This is a genomic window from Microbacterium sp. bgisy189 (assembly GCF_057707225.1).
Genome location: NZ_JBYIPT010000002.1, coordinates 321,315 through 341,215, shown reverse-complemented (window position 1 = coordinate 341,215; position 19,901 = coordinate 321,315). Strand labels below are relative to the sequence as shown.

At 70.8% G+C, this 19,901-nt stretch carries 19 protein-coding genes; 8 read left to right on the top strand and 11 right to left on the bottom strand.

From position 1 onward, the window contains the following. Nucleotides 1-45 precede the first annotated feature (45 nt). The 5 genes from AC3ENX_RS04610 to AC3ENX_RS04590 all read right to left on the bottom strand — a co-directional run bounded on the left by AC3ENX_RS04610 (nt 46) and on the right by AC3ENX_RS04590 (nt 5,689). Nucleotides 46-1,398 (bottom strand): sulfate adenylyltransferase subunit 1, encoded by a 1,353-nt coding sequence (locus AC3ENX_RS04610; protein WP_434810683.1) that lies wholly within the window; start codon nt 1,396-1,398, stop codon nt 46-48. Further along, nucleotides 1,398-2,324, bottom strand: coding sequence for a sulfate adenylyltransferase subunit CysD (cysD, locus tag AC3ENX_RS04605; RefSeq protein WP_434810682.1), 927 nt, complete (start codon nt 2,322-2,324; stop codon nt 1,398-1,400). Before cysD ends, AC3ENX_RS04610 begins: the two co-directional genes overlap by 1 nt. Continuing rightward, on the bottom strand, nt 2,321-3,064 hold the full coding sequence (locus tag AC3ENX_RS04600; protein WP_434810681.1) for a phosphoadenylyl-sulfate reductase: 744 nt from the start codon (nt 3,062-3,064) through the stop codon (nt 2,321-2,323). Before AC3ENX_RS04600 ends, cysD begins: the two co-directional genes overlap by 4 nt. Then, nucleotides 3,061-4,776: a nitrite/sulfite reductase gene (locus tag AC3ENX_RS04595; RefSeq protein ID WP_434810680.1), complete on the bottom strand. Its 1,716-nt coding sequence runs from the start codon at nt 4,774-4,776 to the stop codon at nt 3,061-3,063. Before AC3ENX_RS04595 ends, AC3ENX_RS04600 begins: the two co-directional genes overlap by 4 nt. Before the next feature lie 217 nt (nt 4,777-4,993). Further along, nucleotides 4,994-5,689, bottom strand: coding sequence for a sirohydrochlorin chelatase (locus tag AC3ENX_RS04590; RefSeq protein ID WP_434810679.1), 696 nt, complete (start codon nt 5,687-5,689; stop codon nt 4,994-4,996). Nucleotides 5,690-5,821: 132 nt separating this feature from the next. Here AC3ENX_RS04590 and AC3ENX_RS04585 point away from each other — a divergent pair, with 132 nt between their 5' ends. Next, a complete protein-coding gene (locus tag AC3ENX_RS04585; RefSeq protein WP_434810678.1) occupies nt 5,822-6,583 on the top strand; it encodes an ABC transporter ATP-binding protein in 762 nt (253 codons plus the stop codon). After that, the gene (locus AC3ENX_RS04580) at nt 6,580-8,031 is read left to right on the top strand and encodes an ABC transporter permease (protein ID WP_434810677.1); all 1,452 of its coding nucleotides are present in this window, start codon (nt 6,580-6,582) and stop codon (nt 8,029-8,031) included. The genes AC3ENX_RS04585 and AC3ENX_RS04580 overlap by 4 nt, the downstream gene beginning before the upstream one ends. Nucleotides 8,032-8,054: 23 nt before the next feature. On the opposite strand, the gene AC3ENX_RS04575 is transcribed toward AC3ENX_RS04580, so the two are convergent. Together AC3ENX_RS04575 and AC3ENX_RS04570 are read right to left on the bottom strand one after the other, a co-directional pair. Then, nucleotides 8,055-8,543 (bottom strand): GNAT family N-acetyltransferase, encoded by a 489-nt coding sequence (locus AC3ENX_RS04575; RefSeq protein WP_434810676.1) that lies wholly within the window; start codon nt 8,541-8,543, stop codon nt 8,055-8,057. Beyond that, nucleotides 8,540-9,037 (bottom strand): hypothetical protein, encoded by a 498-nt coding sequence (locus tag AC3ENX_RS04570; RefSeq protein ID WP_434810675.1) that lies wholly within the window; start codon nt 9,035-9,037, stop codon nt 8,540-8,542. Before AC3ENX_RS04570 ends, AC3ENX_RS04575 begins: the two co-directional genes overlap by 4 nt. A gap of 55 nt (nt 9,038-9,092) precedes the next feature. On the opposite strand from AC3ENX_RS04570, the gene AC3ENX_RS04565 reads away from it, so the two are divergent. Next, a complete protein-coding gene (locus AC3ENX_RS04565; protein ID WP_434810674.1) occupies nt 9,093-9,728 on the top strand; it encodes a 2-phosphosulfolactate phosphatase in 636 nt (211 codons plus the stop codon). 106 nt (nt 9,729-9,834) lie between these two features. On the opposite strand, the gene AC3ENX_RS04560 is transcribed toward AC3ENX_RS04565, so the two are convergent. The 3 genes from AC3ENX_RS04560 to AC3ENX_RS04550 all read right to left on the bottom strand — a co-directional run bounded on the left by AC3ENX_RS04560 (nt 9,835) and on the right by AC3ENX_RS04550 (nt 11,832). Beyond that, complete coding sequence (locus AC3ENX_RS04560) at nt 9,835-10,323, bottom strand: SprT-like domain-containing protein (RefSeq protein ID WP_434810673.1); 489 nt, start codon at nt 10,321-10,323, stop codon at nt 9,835-9,837. Nucleotides 10,324-10,352: 29 nt separating this feature from the next. Next, nucleotides 10,353-10,880 carry a hypothetical protein gene (locus AC3ENX_RS04555; RefSeq protein ID WP_434810672.1) on the bottom strand — a complete coding sequence of 176 codons (528 nt, stop codon included), beginning with the start codon at nt 10,878-10,880 and terminating at the stop codon, nt 10,353-10,355. An 88-nt stretch (nt 10,881-10,968) separates the two neighbouring features. Further along, nucleotides 10,969-11,832 carry a spermidine synthase gene (locus tag AC3ENX_RS04550; protein WP_434810671.1) on the bottom strand — a complete coding sequence of 288 codons (864 nt, stop codon included), beginning with the start codon at nt 11,830-11,832 and terminating at the stop codon, nt 10,969-10,971. Nucleotides 11,833-11,983: 151 nt separating this feature from the next. Here AC3ENX_RS04550 and AC3ENX_RS04545 point away from each other — a divergent pair, with 151 nt between their 5' ends. The 3 genes from AC3ENX_RS04545 (at nt 11,984) to AC3ENX_RS04535 (ending at nt 15,702) form a co-directional block, all read left to right on the top strand. Continuing rightward, complete coding sequence (locus AC3ENX_RS04545; protein WP_434810670.1) at nt 11,984-13,657, top strand: ABC transporter substrate-binding protein; 1,674 nt, start codon at nt 11,984-11,986, stop codon at nt 13,655-13,657. An 84-nt stretch (nt 13,658-13,741) separates the two neighbouring features. Next, a complete protein-coding gene (locus tag AC3ENX_RS04540; protein WP_434810813.1) occupies nt 13,742-14,746 on the top strand; it encodes an ABC transporter permease in 1,005 nt (334 codons plus the stop codon). Continuing rightward, a complete protein-coding gene (locus tag AC3ENX_RS04535) occupies nt 14,743-15,702 on the top strand; it encodes an ABC transporter permease (RefSeq protein ID WP_434810669.1) in 960 nt (319 codons plus the stop codon). The genes AC3ENX_RS04540 and AC3ENX_RS04535 overlap by 4 nt, the downstream gene beginning before the upstream one ends. Before the next feature lie 15 nt (nt 15,703-15,717). On the opposite strand, the gene AC3ENX_RS04530 is transcribed toward AC3ENX_RS04535, so the two are convergent. Beyond that, nucleotides 15,718-17,382, bottom strand: coding sequence for an ABC transporter ATP-binding protein (locus AC3ENX_RS04530; protein ID WP_434810668.1), 1,665 nt, complete (start codon nt 17,380-17,382; stop codon nt 15,718-15,720). A 94-nt stretch (nt 17,383-17,476) separates the two neighbouring features. Here AC3ENX_RS04530 and AC3ENX_RS04525 point away from each other — a divergent pair, with 94 nt between their 5' ends. Both AC3ENX_RS04525 and AC3ENX_RS04520 read left to right on the top strand, forming a co-directional pair. After that, nucleotides 17,477-18,232: a LamB/YcsF family protein gene (locus AC3ENX_RS04525; protein WP_434810667.1), complete on the top strand. Its 756-nt coding sequence runs from the start codon at nt 17,477-17,479 to the stop codon at nt 18,230-18,232. Beyond that, on the top strand, nt 18,226-19,851 hold the full coding sequence (locus tag AC3ENX_RS04520) for a 5-oxoprolinase subunit B/C family protein (protein WP_434810666.1): 1,626 nt from the start codon (nt 18,226-18,228) through the stop codon (nt 19,849-19,851). The genes AC3ENX_RS04525 and AC3ENX_RS04520 overlap by 7 nt, the downstream gene beginning before the upstream one ends. Nucleotides 19,852-19,901: the final 50 nt, after the last annotated feature.

Below are 19,901 nucleotides of genomic sequence, written 5' to 3'. Positions count from 1 at the left end.
CGCGCGCCTTCCGTTGTCGATGGTGTGAAGAGGGGGGCGTCCGCGTCAGTCGCGGACGATGCCGGCGGCCAGCGTGGCGCCGTCGGACGGGTGGATCACGAGGAACGAGCCGCCGTGACGGTTGTCGCGGTACGACTCGACCGGCAGATCGGCTGCCAGCCGCAGGCGTGCGCGACCGATGTCGTTGGTCTCCAATGCTGTCGCCTCGACGTGTTCGAGCGCATCGAGGTCGTAACGCGACGAGATCTCGGCGACGAGGGCCTGCACGGTGGCGGTGCCGTGCTTGACGAGCACTCGGCTGCCGGTCGTGAGCGTGCGCGCATCGAGCTGGAAGAGCTCCGCATCGATCTCGCGACGGGCGACCGGCGCGGTGCCTGCGGCCGCCACGAGCGCGCCGCGTGCGGCATCCACATCGTCGGCCAGTTCGAGCGAGATCGACTGCGGCGCGGTCGCGGACTCGACCACGGCTCCGGCCGACCGGATGCCGGTGACGGTCGATTCGATGCCCGCCGGCAGCACCGTGACGCGATCGCCGACGCGCACCGAGCCGGAGGCGATGCGACCGGCGAGTGCGCGGTAGTCGCGCAGCTGCTCCGCCGCGACGGCATCGGCCGCGATGTCGGGGGCGAGACCGCCCTGTGGGCGCAGCACGAGCTGCACGGGCAGGCGGAGCGGTTCGGTGGTGCGGTCGAGATCGTCGGCGGCAGGCAGCGTCTCAAGCAGCTCGAGCAGTGCCGGGCCGTCGTACCAGGGTGTGTGCTCGGACGGGCCCACGATGTTGTCGCCTTCGAGCGCCGAGACCGGCAGCACGTGCAGGTCGGTGATCTCCAGGCCCGCCGCAACCCGACGCGCGTCGGCGGCGACCTGCTCGAACGTCTCCTGCGAGTAGCCGGTCAGGTCGATCTTGTTGACCGCGATGATGACGTGCGGTGCGCGCAGCAGGGCGACGACGGCGAGGTGGCGCACCGTCTGCTCGACGATGCCCTTGCGGGCGTCGACGAGCACGACGACCGCGTCGGCGGTGGTCGCGCCGGTCACCATGTTGCGGGTGTACTGCACGTGCCCGGGGCAGTCGGCGAGGATGAACGAACGCGCGCCGGTTGTGAAGTATCGGTACGCGACGTCGATCGTGATGCCCTGCTCGCGCTCGGCCCGCAGCCCGTCGGTGAGCAGCGCGAAGTCGAACGCGCCGTGCGCGAACCCGCGTTCGACCGACGTGCGCTGCACCTGCTCGAGCTGGTCGGCGAGGATCGCCTTCGAGTCGTGCAGCAGCCGCCCGACGAGCGTCGACTTGCCGTCGTCGACCGAGCCGGCCGTCGCGAAGCGGAACAGCGTGGAGTGCTGCTCGGCGGGCGCCGCGGCATCGGCGGGTGCTGTGAGGTCGGTGGCGGTGGTCATCAGAAGTACCCGTCCTTCTTGCGGTCTTCCATCGCCGCCTCGCTGAGGCGGTCGTCGGCGCGCGTGGCGCCGCGTTCGGTCAGGGTCGACACGGCGACCTCGGCGACGATGTCCGACACGGATGCCGCGGGTGAGTCCACCGCGCCGGTGCAGCTCATGTCGCCGACCGTGCGATAGCGCACCGTGCGCGTGACGACCTGTTCGTCCTCGCGGGGCGGTGAGAACGGGCCGACGGGGCGCCACATGCCGTCGCGTTCGTAGACCTCGCGTTCGTGCGCGAAGTACAGCGGCGGCAGGGCGATGTTCTCGCGCTCGATGTAGCGCCAAATGTCGAGCTCGGTCCAGTTCGAGATCGGGAACGCCCGCACGTGCTGACCGGGCGTGTGGCGGCCGTTGTACAGGCTCCACAGCTCGGGGCGCTGGTTGCGCGGGTCCCACTGCCCGAACTCGTCGCGCAGCGAGATGATGCGCTCCTTGGCGCGCGCCTTGTCCTCGTCACGGCGCGCGCCGCCGAAGACCGCATCGTGGCGGCCGGCGGCGATCGCATCGAGCAGCGGCACGGTCTGCAGTGGGTTGCGCGTGCCGTCGGTGCGCTCGTGCAGGCGGCCGTCGTCGATGTAGTCCTGCACGCTGGCCACTTCGAGGCGGATGCCGAGGCGCGCGACGGTCTCGTCGCGGAACGCGATGACCTCGGGAAAGTTGTGCCCGGTGTCGACGTGCAGCACCGGGAAGGGCACCTTGCCGGGTGCGAACGCCTTCGTCGCCAGATGCAGCACGACGACAGAGTCTTTGCCGCCCGAGAACAGCAGGACGGGTCGCTCGAACTCCGCGACGACCTCGCGGATGATGTGGATGGCTTCGGCCTCGAGCAGGTCGAGTGTGTCGAGCGTGGCGCTCGTGGCGCGTGTATCGAGAACAGTTGTCATGCGTGCAACCCGCATTCCGTCTTCGAGGATCCGGCCCAGCGGCCCGATCGGGGGTCTTCGCCGGGGGCGACCGGCCTGGTGCACGGCTCGCAGCCGATGGAGGGGTAACCGAAGTCGAGCAGCAGGTTGACAGGCGCCTTGTGCTCGGCGGCGTAGCCCATCAGCTGATCGAAGCTCCACGCCGCGACCGGATTCACCTTCACGAGCCCGTTGCGCTCGTCGTAGGTCACCAGCGGGGTGTTGATGCGGGTGGGTGCCTCTTCGCGGCGCACGCCCGTGAACCAGACTTCATAGCCACCGAGGGCGTCGTGCAGCGGTTCGACCTTGCGGCGTGCGCAGCACAGGCCCGGATCGCGCTCGAACAGCTTCTCGCCGAACTCGGCGTCCTGCTCGGCGACGGTCTGCTCGGGAGTGATGTCGACGACGCGTACGTCGAGCACACGCTGCACCTCGTCGCGCGTGATGCGCGTCTCGGCGAAGTGGTACCCGGTCTCGAGGAACAGCACGTCCACCCCGGGCAGCTGCTCGGCCACGAGGTGGGGAAGGGCGGCATCCGCCATGGAGCAGGCGACGGCAGCCGCTTCGACGGCGAAGTTCTCTGCCACCCAGCGCACGACCTCGGCAGCTGAGGCTTCGTGGTCGGTCAGGCTGCCGAGGGCGATGTTGGCCTCGTCGGCGAGGGCGCGCAGCTCGTCAGGACTGCGGCGGGTGGTGGCGCGGGGAGCGAGCGAAACGGTCATTGCAGCGCCTCCTCGTCGGCACGGTGTGCCCACTGTGCGAACGTCTCGTCGGCGGCGCGGTCGTCGAGGAACCGCTTGACGACGCGATCCACGTAGTCGGCGATGCCGTCGGCGGCGACCTTCAGCCCGCGCACCGTGCGACCCAGGCCAGGATCGTCGCGGTCCTGCGAGGCGAGCCCGCCACCGAGGTGCACCTGGTAGCCGGGCACCTGTTCACCGTCGATCGTGACGAGCTGCCCCTTCAAACCGATGTCTGCGGTCTGGATGCGGGCACACGAGTTCGGGCAGCCGTTCACGTGCAGGGCGATCGGATGCGGCAGGTCGTACCCGGCGAGGCGCTCCTCGAGTTCGAGCACCGCGGCGGTCGCGTACGCCTTCGTCTCGACGATCGCGAGCTTGCAGAACTCGATGCCGGTGCACGCGATCGTGCCGCGGCGGATGAGGCTGGGCCGAGCCTGCAGGCCGAGCTCGTCGAGGCCCGCGACGAGGGACTCGACCTGGTCTTCGGGCACGTCGAGCACGACGAGCTTCTGGTGCGGGGTGAGGCGCAGGCGCGACGAGCCGTGCGCCTCGATGAGGTCGGCGAGCTTGGCGAGCGTGGGGCCCGAAACGCGGCCGACGATGGGGGTCGCGCCGATGTAGAAGCGGCCGTCCTTCTGGCGGTGCACGCCGACGTGGTCGCCCGCCGTGAGCGGTGCGGGGGCGGCCGGGCCGTCGGGCAGCTCATAGCCGAGGTACTCGTCCTGCAGCACCTGCCGGAACTTCTCCGCGCCCCACTCGGCCAGCAGGAACTTCAGCCGCGCGCGGTTGCGCAGGCGTCGGAACCCGTAGTCGCGGAAGATCTGCGCGACGCCGTGCCAGGCATCCGCCACCTGGTCGGGGCGCACGAATACGCCGAGGCGCTCGGCGAGGCGGGGTGCGACCGACAGGCCGCCGCCGACCCACAGGTCGTAGCCGATGCCGAGTTCGGGGTGGTCGACGGCGACGAAGGCGACGTCGTTGATCTCGTGCACGACGTCCTGGCTGGGGTGGCCCGTCAGGGCCGACTTGAACTTGCGGGGCAGGTTCGCGAGCGACTCGTCGCCGATGAACCGGCTCGTGATCTCGTCGATCTGCGGGGTCGGGTCGATGAGCTCATCGGCCGCGATGCCGGCGACGGGGGAGCCGAGCACGACGCGGGGCACGTCGCCGCATGCCTCGGTGGTCTGCAGGCCGACGGCCTCGAGGCGACGCCAGATCTCGGGCACGTCCTCGACACGGATCCAGTGCAGCTGGATGTTCTGCCGGTCGGTGAGATCGGCGGTGTCACGCCCGAACTCGGTCGAGATGCCGGCGATGACGCGCAACTGCTCGGTGCTCAGCTGCCCGCCGTCGATACGCACGCGCAGCATGAAGTACTCGTCTTCGAGCTCGTGCGGTTCGAGGGTTGCGGTGCGGCCGCCGTCGATGCCGGGCTTGCGCTGCGTGTACAGCCCCCACCAGCGGAACCGGCCGTGCAGGTCGGTCGGGTCGATCGAGGCGAAGCCGCCCTCGGCGTAGATGTTCTCGATGCGCTCGCGCACCGACAGGCCGCCGTCCTGCTGCTTCCACTCCTCGTTCGCGTTGAGCGGCGCCGTGCCGTCGATCTTCCACTGCCCGTTGGGCTTGGAAGATGCTCGCGGCGGGCGCGCGGCAACGCGCGCTGGGCGCGTCTCGGCATTGCTCAAAGTCACGGAGGCCTCCGTTCGGTCCTCCGCGATGTTATGTGTCTCATTCAGAAATGTCATATTTGCGGTTACCGACTGTGACGCGCGAAGTTGCCCTTCACGCGTCCGCGCCTGCGCAACATTCAGTCTCTGCGGATACCGCACTGATCCCAGCTCGCAGAATCACGGGGGTCTGCTCCGAGGGTGCGGCCGACGAGACTGAATGTTGAACGGCGACGGGCCGTCACCGGGTGCGAACGGCGGCGCGGTAACGGTCGATGACGATGTCGACCAGCGCAGCGGGCACGGGAATGCCGGCGTCCGGGTCGCCCAGCAGCGGGGCGCTCGCCGCGAGCGGGGTCGCGCGAGCGGCGGCGCGGTCGGCGAAGAAGCCGGGCGCGAGCAGGTAGGTCGCCACGACGGTGCCGGGGGATGCCGTGGCCACGGAATCTTCGAGCTTCGGCGTCGCGGCGCTCAGGAACGCGACCGACACCGGCAGACCCAGTCGGGTGGAGAGGTGCTCGCCGACGGTGCGGCAGTCGGCGTTGGCCCGCTCGTCGCTCGAACCGGCGGCGACGAGGATGACGCCCGCGGCCGCAAGATCCGCCCTTTCGCGCAGACGGGCTGCGAGCACATCGGCCAGGCGTTCGTCGGGGCCGAGCGCGCCCGCGACCACCGCATCCGCGCGGTCCGCGGTCGCCTCGGCCAGATCGACGTGCACGTGATACCCCGCCGACAGCAGCAGCGGCACCACCACGACCGGCCCGTCGATCGCCGCCAGTGCCGTCGGCACATCGGGCTGCTCGACGTCGACATGCGCCGCGCGCACCATCACGTCGGGCAGTCGCTCGGCGACCGCCTTGACGAGCGACGCGACAGCCCGCTGCCCGGCGGCATCGGCGGTGCCGTGTGAGACGGCGAGCAGTGCGGGTGCGGACATACCACCCATTGTGCCGTCGCTCGGCGCCCGCCCGGTCATGCCGCAGGTGGCACGGCACATCATCCGCTCGATGTAGCGCAAGCCATCCGCAGGCCGACGCGGGCGACACGCCCCGATTCGTAGCGTCGAGGCATGGAAATCACTTCTACCGAGCTGGGCCTCGCCGCGCGCGTCCAGCAGCTGACCAAGACCTACGGCGCCGGCGAAGGCGCAGTGCGTGCACTCGACGGCGTGACCGTCGGCATCCGCCGAGGCGAGTTCACCGCCATCATGGGCCCGTCGGGCTCGGGCAAGTCCACGCTCATGCACATCATGGCCGGACTCGACGCGCCGACCGCGGGCCGCGTGTGGATCGGGGATGCCGAGATCACCGGCATCACCGACACCGAGCTCACGATTCTGCGCCGCCGCCGCGTCGGCTTCGTGTTTCAGGCGTTCAACCTCGTCCCGACCCTCGACGCGATCGGCAACATCATGCTGCCGTTCGATCTCGACGGGCGCCGCCCGACGGCGATGGAGCGCTCGCGCATCGACGGACTCGTCGAATCGCTCGGGCTGACGGGCAGGCTTCGTCACCGCCCGCACCAACTGTCGGGCGGCCAGCAGCAGCGCGTCGCGATCGCGCGGGCGCTCGCGACCGGCCCCGATCTCGTCTTCGCCGACGAGCCCACCGGCAACCTCGACAGCCGCACGAGTCGTGAAGTGTTGGCGCTGTTGGCCACCGCGAGCCGCGAGCACGGGCAGTCGATCGCGATGGTGACGCATGACCCGGTTGCCGCCTCGTATGCCGACCGTGTCGTCTTTCTCGGCGACGGCCGCATCGTCGCCGACAAGCCGAAGCAGACCGCCGAGCAGGTCTCGGAACACATGCTGGCATCCGAGGTGGCGGCATGACCGCCGTCGCCGCGGCGCCGGTGACGCCGCGCCGCAGCCTCGACCTCGCCTGGCTGCGCGAACGCGGCATGGGTGCCACGGTGCTCGTCTCGGCGATCTCGGCCGCGTTCGGTGTGCTGCTGGTCAGTGTCACCGGCTTCCTCGGTGCGATGCTGCTGGCAGACCCCTACTTCGGCGGCAGCGGTACGGTCGCCGTCGTCGTCGGCATCCTCAGCGTGCTGCTGGTGGGCGTCGCGGTCTACGTCGCGAGCATCGTCACCGCCAACACGTTCTCGACGATCGTCGCCGGCCGTACCCGGCGCATCGCCCTCATGCGGCTGATCGGGGCGTCGGCACGGTCGCAGCGCGGTGAGATCGCGCGGCAGGGGCTCGTGGTCGGTGTGATCGGCGCGTTCGTCGGGCTTGTCGCCGGCGTGCTCGCCGCGTGGATGCTGCTGCTGTGGGCGCCCGCGGCCCTCGACGTCACCGTCGAGTATTCGGTGCTGCAGCCCGCGATCGCGCTGCCGGCGGTCATCGTCGCGCTCACCACGTGGGCCGCAGCCTGGGCCGGGTCTCGGCGCGTGCTGACGGTCACGCCGCTCGAAGCGCTCACGGGCGCGGCCGACCGGTCGATGCGCGACGTCGCGCAGGCGCGCGGGCGCCACGTCGGCGTGATCGTGCTGTTCGTGATCGGCGTCGTGCTGCTCGCCCTCGGTGTGCTCGCCGGCCTGGTCAGCCCGCTCGGCGTGATCATCGCGTTCTTCGGCGGGTTGAGCTCGTTCACGGGCCTCGCGCTGGGGGCGCCGCTGATCATGCCGCCGATCCTGCGACTGACGGGCCGCGTGTTCGGAGGGTCGGCGACCGCGAAACTCGCCGCCGAGAATGCTCTGCGGTACCCGGAGCGCTCCAGCCGGATGGCGATCGGCGTCGTCATGGGGGTGACGCTCGTGACGATGTTCGCGGTCGCGAACGAGTCGGTGAAGCTGCTCATGACGGCATCCGCGGGCGGTGAGTTGGCGCCTGAGGTGGGGCGAGTGCTCGACACGTTCGCGGCCGTCATGATGGGGCTCGTCGCCGTCTCCGCCGTCATCGCGGGTGTGGGGCTGGTGAACCTCCTCACAATCGGCATCGTGCAGCGGCGCCGCGAACTCGGTCTGCTGCGCTCGCTGGGGCTCACGTCGGGGCAGATCCGCCGCATGGTGCTGCTCGAGGCCACGCACGTCACGGTCACGGCTTTGCTGTTCGGGTTGCTGCTCGGCATCGCCTACGGCTGGATCGCCGCGCAGTCCCTGCTCGGTTCGGTGCGGATACCGCCGGCGTGGTCGTCACCGACGTTCGTCGCCCCCGGCATCCCGTGGATCCCGGTCGCCATCGTCATCGCGGCGACGGCGATCCTGACCCTCGTCGCCGCCGTCGTGCCCACCCGACTCGCGACCCGCGTCGCGCCCGTCGAGGCACTCACCGAGTGAGGGGCCCTGACCCAGGCGAAGGCTCAGCCGCGCACGAGCCGCACCTCGCGGATCGCTTCACCCCAGGCGTCGTCGTCCTTCACGGCGCCGTCCGGGGTGAAGCCGTGCTTGGCGTAGAAGGCCTGTGCGCGCGGGTTGTCGGCGAGCACCCAGAGGGATGCCGGACCCTCGCCGATCGCGGCGCGCAGCAGGGCTTCACCAGCACCGGTGCCGTGGTGCGATGCGAGCACATTGATCGCGTAGAGCTGGGTCATCGCGGCCGGCGGATCGTCGAGGGATGCGCCGGCCGAAGCGAAGCCGACGATCACGCCGTCGGCTTCGGCGACCCACAGGACGCCGCGCCGTTCGGTTAGCACGCGATCCCACAGTGCCCGGCGGCTCTCGACGGTCATGCCGTCGAGGATCGACTGCGGCATCCGCCCGGTGTACGCCTCGTGCCACACGGCGACGTGCACCTCGGCGATGCGTGGCGCATCGCCGGGGACGGCTTCGCGCACGGTCGCGGCGCTCACGCGGCGTCTTCGGGGTCGTGCGCCCAGGTGGGTGCGAGCGCACGCAGGCGCGCACCGCGCCACTGCCACGTCGTCCAGAGCACGGGCCACAGCGGCAGCGCGGCGGGGCCACCGATCACGAGCCGGTCGCGCCACAGCGTGCGCGACGGGTCGCCGGGCGCTGGTGAGACCGCCATCTGGTGGTCCCAGACGTCGAGCGCCGCGAGCGGGCCGGTGAGCGGGATGCCGCTGTCACGCATGATCCGCACGTTGCCGTGGCGGTCTTCGGTGTACCGGTCGGTCGCGTGGATGAGCTGGTCGCCGAGGGGGATGCCAGCCATACGCAGCCGCACGGGCACGTCGGCACCGTGGTCGATCGTGGGCGGCAGCGCACCCATCATCGGCTCGAGCTGCACGAGCGGACCGTACAGTTCTGCGATGGCCCGCGGCGAGTGCAGCGCGCGCCATGCGGCGTGCGGGTCGCAGTCCAGAACCAGCTTCAACAGGATGCGCATGTCCACCAGTCTGCCGGGCGCGACGCGTGCCCCCAAGCGCGCTTAGGCTGAGCGGATGCCGCTCTTCGACCAGTCCCGCTATCAGGTGCGCTTCGACTGGGGTCGTGAAGGGCTCGAGCGCCTTGCGCCGGCAGAGGTCGTGATCGTCGTCGACGTCTTGCGCTTCTCGTCGACGGTCGCAGCGCGTGTCGCGGCGGGCGAGCCGGTCGCGCTGGATGCCGACGCCCACGCCGTCTCGATCAACGGCGCCGCGCTCGCCGAGGCGGCATCCGCTCAGGCGACCGTGTTGCTCGGCGGGCTCTGCAACCCGGCGGCGGTCGCGCGGGCGGTGCTGACGGAGCAGCAGCGACGCGGGGCGCGCACGAGCATCACGGTGCTCGCGGCGGGTGAGCTCGCCGGGCGCGACCCCGATGCGGCATTGCGCTTCGCCGTCGAAGACCTGCTCGGGGCCGGCGCGGTCATCGACGCACTCGGCGCGCTCGGCATCGACCACACCTCGCCCGAGGCCGCTGCGGCATGCGAGGCGTTCCGAGGACTTCGCGGCGCCGCGCGACACCTGCTGACCGCGAGCGGGTCGGGCCAGGAACTGGTCGAGCGCGATCGTCGCGACGACGTGCTCGCCGCAGCCGCGGTCGACTCGATCGCGGTCGCCCCGGTGCTGCGCGGCGGGATGTTCGTCGCGTACGGCTGAGGCGTTTCGTCTCGCTCCGCTCGCTCAACGACCGGGTCCCGCGCAATCCCGGTCGTTGAGCGAGGGAGCGCAGCGACCGAGACGAAACGTCAACGGCCAGGCCGCGTCAGCGCGGGGTCATGGCGGCGCGGCGCACGGCGGCGCTGATCTCGCGCCGCTCCCACGTGAACAGGAATCTCGCGTCGAACGCCGCCGAGCAGCGCGCGCACGAGGTCTGTCGGGTGGCGCGCCGGTGCCGGTATGCCACGTGCCCGGCGGGACACGTCCCCACCCACGGGGCGAGCTCGGTCGCGGTCTCACCGTGATGCGTCGTGCCGCCGGTGTACCCGAGATCGCGTGCGATCCGCTTCCAGTGCGCGCCGTGCCCGGCATCCGACCCGGCGATGGCATGCGCGATCTCGTGCAGGATCGTCTGCCGGTTCGTCTCGTCGTCGTAGCGCGCCGACAGATAGCGGGAGAGCGTGATGCGCTTTCGCGTGTAGTCGCACGCCCCGGCGCGACGCTTCGCGTTGTCGAACGCGAACGTCCACGACGGGTCGAGATGCGACGCCATGAGTGCCTCCGCGGCGAAGCGGACGGCGTGCAGATCGGTCATACGGCGAAGCTAGAACAAACGTCCGACACTCAGCTGGCGACCGACGCCGATGATCGGCGACGATCGACCGCGTCGATCGCGAGCAGCAGTGATTCCAGCTGCTCCTCGGGCGCCCCCGCCTCCTGGCGCAGGAACAGGGCGCGCTTGAAGTCGGCGCGGGCCGCAGCGATGCTGCCGGCGTCGTAGTGCACCTTGCCGCGGTGCTGGTGGGCGAACGCCGACAGCGCCGTCCAGTCCTGGCCATCGGCCTCTTCCGTGCAGCGGTTGAGTTCGTGGATCGCGGCCGGGTAGGCGCCGCGGTACTGCAGCACGGTCGCGTGCAGCACGCGGGCGCGCAGCAGATCCTTGCGGGTGCCGGCCATGCGGGCGTGGCGGACGACCTGCTCGGAGAGCACGAGGGCGTCATCGAGGCGGTCGAGCACCTTCAACAACCACACGCGCTCGAGCATGGCGGGAAGACTCCGCTGGTCGCCGATCTCGTCGAGGCGCTCCTTGCAGGCGCCGGCGTCGACGAGTTCGCGCAGCGTTTCGGGGTCGTATCCCTTGATGAAGCTCACGTTGCTGTCCTCCGTCCGCGCGCGATGCGCAACCAGTGTCACCCGCGTCCCCGGGATCGCGCCGAGGGCACGCCGCGTGGCTCGGCTTTCACCGCTCGAACATCGACGCCTTCGGTGCGGGCGAGTCGGTGGCGTCACCGTCGGTCGCGGGCCTGGCGCCTCGCGCGAACGCCGTGACCTCGTCGCCCTGCGCGACCTTCGCCGGGTGCGGGCCGGCCGCCATCAGTCGCGGCAGCCATGCCGTCGGCAGCGGGGCTGCGGATGCCGCGATCACCAGGTTGCCGAATCGACGGCCCTTCAGGGTCTGCACCTCGGCGAGCACGATGACCTCGGGCAGCACTTCTCGCACCGTCGCGACCTGACGCCGCGCGAAGGCGAGCCCCGCGCCGTCGGCCACGTTCACCAGCAGAACGCCGTCCGGCGCGAGCAGCCCCGCCAGGACCCGGTAGTACTCGACGGTGGTCAGGTGCGCGGGGGTCTGCGCGCCGGCGAACACGTCGGAGACGATGAGGTCCGCCGCGCCGTGGAGCCCTGCGGGCAGCCGCGACGCGACGTCTCTGGCATCCCCGATCCGCACCCGGATCTGCGCGCCCCGCGGCAGCGGCAGCTGCGCGCGCACGAGGTCGACGATCGGCTGCTCGAGTTCGACGACCTGCTGCCGTGAGCCGGGACGGGTGTGCGCGATGTATCGGGGGAGGGTGAGCGCGCCGCCGCCGAGGTGGATCGCCGTGATCGCCTCGCCCGCCATCCCGACCTGGTCGACGACCGCAGCCATTCGCCCGACGTATTCGAAGTGCAGGTGCGTCGGGTCGTCGAGGTCGACATGCGACTGCGGGGTGCCGTCGACGTCGAGCTCCCACCCGCCGGCGAACCGGCTCGGCACGACACGCGCGATCGAGCCGTCCGACAATCGTGCCGCCGGCCCCGGTTCGTCCACGTGCGCCCGCGCCATGCCTCAACCGTAGCCGCGGCAGCCGAAACACGATCGAGACCTCCCGGTCATGGTTTATGAGCGTTCACCCAGGTACGGTCGGAGGATCCCCGGAGGGCGCGCCATCCCTGCGCCCGGAACGCCGGGCTCTCACAACGGAAGGTGCACAGCAATGCTCCCCACAACGAGAAAGCGCGTGCTGGCAGGCATCGCGGCGGTGGTCCTCGGCGGACTCACCCTCAGCGCCTGCGCCAGCCAGCGCGGTGGCGATGACGAGACGACGGCGCCGAGCGACGTCGACGGCACGTTCGTCTTCGCCGCATCGAGCGACCCGGCCAGCCTCGACCCCGCCTTCGCGCAGGACGGCGAGACGTTCCGCGTCTCCCGGCAGATCTTCGAGGGCCTCGTCGGCACCGTGCCCGGCACGGCCGACCCGGCACCGCTGCTGGCCGAGGAATGGACGTCGTCCGACGACGCGCTCTCCCACACCTTCACGCTGAAGGAGGGCGTCACCTTCCACGACGGCACCCCGTTCAACGCCGAAGCGGTCTGCGCCAACTTCGAGCGTTGGTACAACTGGGAGGGCCTGGCCGCCAGCGAGGCGCTCGGCTACTACTACTACAAGCTGTTCCGCGGCTACGCCTCCAGCCCCGAAGCCGCCGTCTACAAGTCGTGCACGCCCGACGGCGACTACTCGGTGACGATCGACCTGAACCAGCCGTTCGCCGGCTTCATCCCGGCCCTGTCGCTGCCGGCGTTCGCCATGCAGAGCCCGACCGCGATGACCGAGTTCAACGCGGACGAGGTCGGCGGCACCGCCGAGGCCCCCGTGCTGTCGGAGTACGCGACCGGAAACCCGTCGGGCACCGGCCCCTACAAGTTCGAGGACTGGGCACCGGGCGAGCAGCTCACCCTGACCGCCAACGAGGAGTACTGGGGCGACACCGGCCAGATCGACGAGATCATCTTCCGCGTCATCGGTGACCCGACCGCGCGTCGTCAGGCGCTCGAGTCCGGTGCGATCGACGGCTACGACCTGGTCGGGCCCGCCGACACCGCCGTGCTCGAGGAGGACGGCTTCACGATGGTGTCGCGTCCGCCGTTCACGATCCTGTACCTCGCCTTCAACCAGGCGATCGAAGAGCTGCAGGACCCGAAGGTGCGCCAGGCGCTCTCACACGCGATCGACAAGGACGCGCTCATCTCGCAGGTGCTCCCGGAGGGCACCCAGAAGGCGACGCAGTTCATGCCCGACTCGGTCAACGGCTGGAACCCCGACGTCACCACGTACGAGTACGACCCCGAGATGGCCAAGACCCTCCTCGCCGAGGCCGGCTACGACGAGTCGAACCCGCTCACGCTGACCTTCAACTACCCGGTCGACGTGTCGCGTCCGTACATGCCGGACCCAGAGCAGATCTTCACCGTGCTCTCGGCCCAGCTGAACGAGGTCGGTGTCGTCACCAACCCCGAGACGGATGCCTGGAACCCCGACTACCTCGAGCAGATCACCGCGACCGCCGACCACGGCATCCACCTGCTGGGTTGGACGGGTGACTACAACGACACCGACAACTTCGTGGGTGTGTTCTTCGGACAGCAGTCCTCGGAGTGGGGCTTCAACGACCCCGAGCTGTTCGCAGCACTGTCGGAGGCGCGCGGCATCGCCGACCTCGACGAGCAGACCGCGAAGTACATGGAGATCAACGAGATGGTCGCCCAGCTCATCCCGGGCGTCCCGCTGGCCCACCCCGCTCCGACCCTGGCGTTCTCGCCTCGCGTCGACAGCTACCCGGCCAGCCCGGTCAACGACGAGGTGTTCAGCGAGATCGTCCTGAACGAGTAACACCGGCACCCGCCGTCCACACGGTGCGGGGTGGGGCTCGTCCCCACCCCGCACCGCTCACCCGTCGACACCGGAGAACCCGTTTTGCTGCGAACCATCGGCAAGAGGCTTCTGCTTCTGATCCCGACGCTCCTGGGCCTGAGCATCCTGCTGTTCCTGTGGGTGCGCGCCCTGCCGGGCGGCCCCGCCGTCGCCCTGCTGGGCGAGAAGGCCACCCCCGAAGCCATCGCTCGTGTCAACGAGCTGTACGGTTTCAACCGACCCCTCATCGAGCAGTACTTCACCTGGATGGGCCGATTGCTCTCGGGCGACTTCGGCAACAGCATCCAGACCGGCCGGCCCGTGCTCGAAGAGTTCTTGCGCCGCTTCCCCGCGACGATCGAGCTGAGCCTCGCGGCCCTCATCTTCGCCGTCGGCGTCGGCGTGCCGCTCGGCTACTGGGCCGCGCGCCGCCACGGCAAATTCACCGACCACGCCTCGGTCGTCCTCAGCCTCATCGGCATCACGATCCCGGTGTTCTTCCTGGCGTTCATCCTCAAGTACATCTTCGCCGTCGAGCTCGGCTGGCTGCCGTCCGACGGCAGGCAGGATGCCAGGATCGACGCCACCCACTACACGAACTTCTACGTACTCGACGGCCTCATCACGGGAGAGTTCGACGCCGCGTGGGACGCCGTGCTCCACCTGCTGCTGCCGGCGCTGGCGCTCGGCACGATTCCGCTCGCGATCATCGTGCGCATCACCCGGGCCTCGGTGCTCGAGGTGCAGAACGCCGACTATGTGCGCACCGGCAAGGCGAAGGGCATTTCGCGCGGCACGCTGCGCAGCCGCTTCATCCTGCGCAATGCCATGCTGCCGGTCGTCACGACGATCGGCCTGCAGACGGGGCTCCTGCTGTCGGGTGCGATCCTCACCGAGACGGTGTTCGCCTTCCCCGGCATCGGCTCGTTCCTGGCCCGCGCGATCTTCTCGCGTGACTTCCCCGTGTTGCAGGGTTTCATCATCTTCATCGCGATCACGTACGCGCTGATCAACCTGATCGTCGACGTGTCGTACAGCATCATCGACCCGAGAGTGAGGGTCTCATGAGTTCCGGCATCCTTCCTCCCGCCCCCGGCGGCGGGCCCGCGGGCGACGCAGCGGTCGCCGACCACGAGGTGCTCGACGTCCAGGTCAAGGGCGGTTTCTGGCGTGACGTGTTCCGCCGCCTCCGCCGCAACCCGACGGCATGGATCGGTGCGGCCATCGTGCTGCTGTTCCTGCTGGTGGCGCTGCTGGCACCCGTCCTCGCGCCCTACAGCGAGATGGAACTCCCCGGTCGTAGCTTCATCACCCCGACGCACATTCCCGGGCCGGGCGAACTGGCGCAGTTCCCGCTGGGGCTGGACCGCTTCGGCGGCGACGTGCTCTCGAAGCTCATCTGGGGCGCGCAGGCCTCGCTGCAGATCGGCGTCATCTCGACGGCCCTGGGTCTGCTCGGCGGCATGCTCATCGGTCTGCTCGCCGGCATGTTCGGCGGCTGGGTCGACAGTGTGCTGATGCGCCTCGTCGACATCCTGCTGTCGGTGCCGAACCTGCTGCTGGCGGTGTCGATCGCCGCGATCCTCGGTCAGTCGCAGTGGGCGGTCATGATCGCGATCGGTGCGTCGCAGGTGCCGATCTTCGCGCGCCTGCTGCGCGCCTCGATGTTGCAGCAGCGCTCGGCCGACTACGTGCTGTCGGCGCAGACGCTGGGTCTCGGGCGCGGCACGATCACGATGAGCCATGTGCTGCCGAACTCGATCGGCCCCGTCATCGTGCAGGGAACGCTGTCGCTCGCGACCGCGGTCATCGACGCCGCCGCACTGTCGTTCCTGGGCCTCGGCGGCGGACGCCCCGAGACGGCCGAGTGGGGCCGCATGCTCACCTACGCGCAGGCAGAACTGTCGATCGCACCGTGGCTGGCGTTCCTGCCCGGCATCGCGATCGCCGTGACCGCCCTCGGCTTCACGCTGCTCGGCGAGGCGCTGCGCGAGGCGATGGACCCCCGCACCCGCGCCCGCTGAGACACCCCGCGCGGGTCAGACGGCGATGTCGAGTTCGTTGCCGGGGATGGATGCCAGCAGCTTGCGCGTGTACGGATCACGCGGGTTCGTGAAGATCTCCTCGCTGGATGCCGCCTCCACGAGCGCGCCGTCCTTCATGACGCACACGTAGTCCGAGATGAGTCGGACGACCGCGAGGTCGTGGGAGATGAACAGGTAGCTCAGGCCGTACTCGCTCTGCAGGTCGCGCAGCAGCGTCAGGATCTGGTCTTGCACGAGCACGTCGAGGGCCGAGACCGGCTCGTCGCACACGATCAGCTCGGGCTGCAGGGCGAGTGCGCGGGCGATCGCGACGCGCTGTCGCTGCCCGCCCGACAGCTCCGACGGGTACCGGCGCAACATCGAGTGGGGGAGCGCGACGTCGTCGAGCAGCTTCCGCACCCGCGCGGCACGGTCCTTCGAGCTGCCGCGCTTGTAGAAGTCGAGCGGCTCCGACACGATCCGCTCGATCGTGAACATCGGGTTCAGCGATGAGTACGGGTCCTGGAAGATCGGCTGCACCTTCTGGCGGAAGTCGCGCAGGTCACGTCCCTTGAGGGCCGCGACATCCTGGCCTTCGTACCGGATGGCGCCCTCGGTGGGCTCGATGACCTTCAGCAGCATGCGGGCCGTCGTCGTCTTGCCCGACCCGGATTCGCCCACGATCGCGACCGTCTCGCCGCGGGGGATCGCGAAGGAGACGTCCTTGACGGCGGCGAAGTCCTCCTTGCTGCCGCGCACCTTGTAGAGCTTGGTGAGCGATTCGACTTCCACGATGTTGTCGACGGGCTTCGCCTCTGCGGCCGTCTCCGCGGCGGGGCGGAAGGCTTCGGGCCGCAGCCGAGCGGCGGCGACAGACGGGGCGGCCTTCACGAGCGACTGGGTGTAGGGGTGCTGCGGGTCTTCGAGGATCTGGCGTGCCGGGCCCTGCTCGACGATCCGGCCGCGGTGCATGACGACGACGCGGGCGGCGCGGTCGGCGGCGAGCCCCAGGTCGTGTGTGATGAGCAGCACCGAGGTGCCGAGATCGTCGGTCATGCGGCCGAGCTGGTCGAGAATCGTCTTCTGCACCGTCACGTCGAGCGCGCTCGTCGGCTCGTCGGCGATCAGCAGGCGCGGGTTGCAGGCCAGTCCGATCGCGATGAGGGCGCGCTGGCGCATGCCTCCCGAGAACTCGTGCGGGTACTGCTTCGCGCGCTCTTCGGCGTTCGGCAGGCCCGCCGCGGCGAGGGTCTCGACGACCTTGCGGTCGACGTCCTTGCTCGTCGCGAGGCCGTGGGCCAGCAGCGTCTCGGCGACCTGCGTGCCGATCTTCGAGACCGGGTTGAGGTTCGACATGGGGTCCTGCGGCACGAGTCCGATCGAGCCGCCCCGGATGCGGCGCATCTGGCTCTCGGGGGCGCCGACGAGCTCACGGCCCTCGAGCTGGATGCTGCCGCGCACGACCTTGCCGTTTCCGGGCAGCAGTCCGATGACGGCCATCGCCGTGGTCGACTTGCCCGAGCCGGACTCGCCGACGATCGCGACCGTCTCGCCCGCGCCGATCTCGAGATCGACGCCCTCGACGGCGTGGACGGGGCCGTCGATCGTCTGGAAGTCGACCGCCATGTCGCGGACGGTCAGCAGCGGGGTCGACCCCGCGGGGCGTGTCTCGAGCGGCATCCCCCCATCCTGCCCCCACGCGCCCCGATGTGCACCCGCCTGCGCGCCCCAGTTACTCACTCGTAACGCACGGGGTCACGAGTACCGTTGACGCATGAGCGCCATCGACCTCAACGCCGACCTCGGCGAGACCGTCGACGGCGTGCCGACGGCCGACGACGAGGCCATGTTCGAAGTGATCTCGAGCGCGTCGGTCGCGTGCGGCGGGCACGCCGGTGACGTCGACGCGATGCGCGAGGCCGTCGCGCGCGCGGCTCGACACAGCGTCGCCGTCGGTGCGCACCCGTCCTTCGTCGACCGCGCCGGGTTCGGGCGCACGGCGCTCGCCGTGGCACCCGAAATGCTGCGCACCCAGGTGCGTGGGCAGCTCGACGCGCTCGTGTCGGCAGGCGCCGACGTGCGCTACGTCAAGCCGCACGGCGCGCTCTACCACGTCGTCACCGTCGACCAGGAGGCCGCGGATGCCGTCGCGACGGCTGTCGCCGAGTTCGCCGCGGTGCTCGGTCGCCCGCTGCCGATCCTGGGCCTCGACGGTGCGATCGCCCGCGCCGCGAACACCCGCGGGCTGCCGTTCGTGCGCGAGGCGTTCCTCGATCGCGCCTACCTGCCCTCGGGCGGACTGGTGCCCCGGTCCGAGCCGGGCGCGATGCTGCACGACATCGACCGGATCGCCGAACGGGCGGTGCGTCTCGCGACCGCGGGAACGGTCGTGGCCGTCGACGGGTCGATCATCGACACGGATGCCGTCTCGCTGTGCGTCCACGGCGACACGCCCGGCTCGGTGGCGATCGCCCGGGCCGTGCGCACCGCGCTCGATGCGGCGGGCGTCGCGGTGCGGGCCCCGTGGTGACGGGCGCCGACGTGCGGGTGCTGCCGTTCGGGACCCGGGCGCTGCTGGTCGAAACGGACGGGCTCGACGACGTCCTCGCGCTCGCCGCGCGACTTCGCGGCTCGGCGCTCGCCGGGGTCGTCGACCTGGTGCCGGCGGCGCGAACCGTGCTCGTCCACGTCGACACCGCGGTGCTCCCGATCGCCGCGGCACGCGCGTGGATCGAGAAGACCGTCGACGGCGCCCCGCTCGACACGTCGGCATCCACTCCTGCCGTCGAACTGCCGGTCGTCTACGACGGCGCCGACCTCGACGAGACCGCACGGCTGCTCGGCGCGACGCGCGAGGCCCTCGTGGCCGCGCACACCGCCGCCGCGTGGACGGTCGCTTTCACGGGCTTCGCGCCCGGGTTCGGATACCTCGTGAGCGAGGAGTGGCCCTTCGACGTGCCGCGCCTGACGTCGCCGCGGACCCGCGTGCCTGCCGGCTCGGTCGGCCTCGCCGGTGCGTTCTCCGGCGCCTACCCCCGCGCGACGCCCGGCGGATGGCGGCTGATCGGCCGCACCGATGCGCCGCTGTTCGATCCCTCAGCCGACCGCCCCGCGCTGCTCCGGCCCGGCGACCGCGTGCAGTTCCGCGCCGCCCGGGCCACGGCATCCACCGCATCCGGCGTGCACAACCGCGGGGATTCCGGCGAACACGCCGGGGTCGAGGCCGGTTCGGTCGGCGTGTCGGGCGCGATCCCCGCGGGTGTGCACGGGAGTGCGGATGCCGTGGCCGCCGCGTTCGTGGTGATCGAGCCGGGCTTGCGTGCGACGGTGCAGGATCAGGGGCGGGCCGGTCACGCGGCCGAGGGCGTGGCGCGGTCGGGCGCCGCCGACCGTGCAGCCCTTCGCACGGCGCTGCGACTGCTGGGCACTGCCGAAGGCGCAGCCGGCATCGAGATCACGATGGGCGGATTCCGTGCCAGGGCGCTGCGTGACCTGTGGGTCGCGGTCTGCGGCGCGTGGGGCCCCCTCACGATCGACAATCGCCCGGTGGACCCGTACGCGGCGCACGCGTGGCCGGCCGGCACCGAGTTGCATGCCGACTGGTTCACCCACGGTGCCCGCGGCTACCTGGCGATCAGGGGCGGGGTCGACGCGCCCCGCACGATCGGCTCCCGCTCGACCGACACGCTCGCCGGCCTCGGTCCAGAGCCGCTGCGCGCCGGCGAGGTCGTCCGCGTCGCCGACGCGACGCTCGCGCCCATTCCGCCCGACGATGTTCACCCGTGGAGCCCGGTGGCGCCGGACGTCGTCGAGATCGCGCTGGCACCCGGCCCCCGCGCCGACTGGTTCGCCGACACCGCCGCGGGGCTGTACGAGACGGCATGGACGGTCACGCCGGCCGCCGACCGCGTCGGCATCCGCCTCGACGGCCCGCCGCTCGTGCGGGTGCGCGAGGGCGAACTGCCCAGCGAGGGCATGCTGCCGGGGGCGGTGCAGGTGCCGCCGGACGGGATGCCGGTGCTCTTCGGCCCGGACGCGCCCGTCACCGGCGGCTACCCCGTCGTCGCCGTCGTCGCCGAACCCGACGCGCTCGGACAGCTGCGCCCGGGGGACCGGGTACGGTTCCGCCATGCGCGACCGCCCGGCTGACCCCGGAATCCCGGCGCCGCGGGCGCGGTTATACCGCAGGTCGAAGGTCG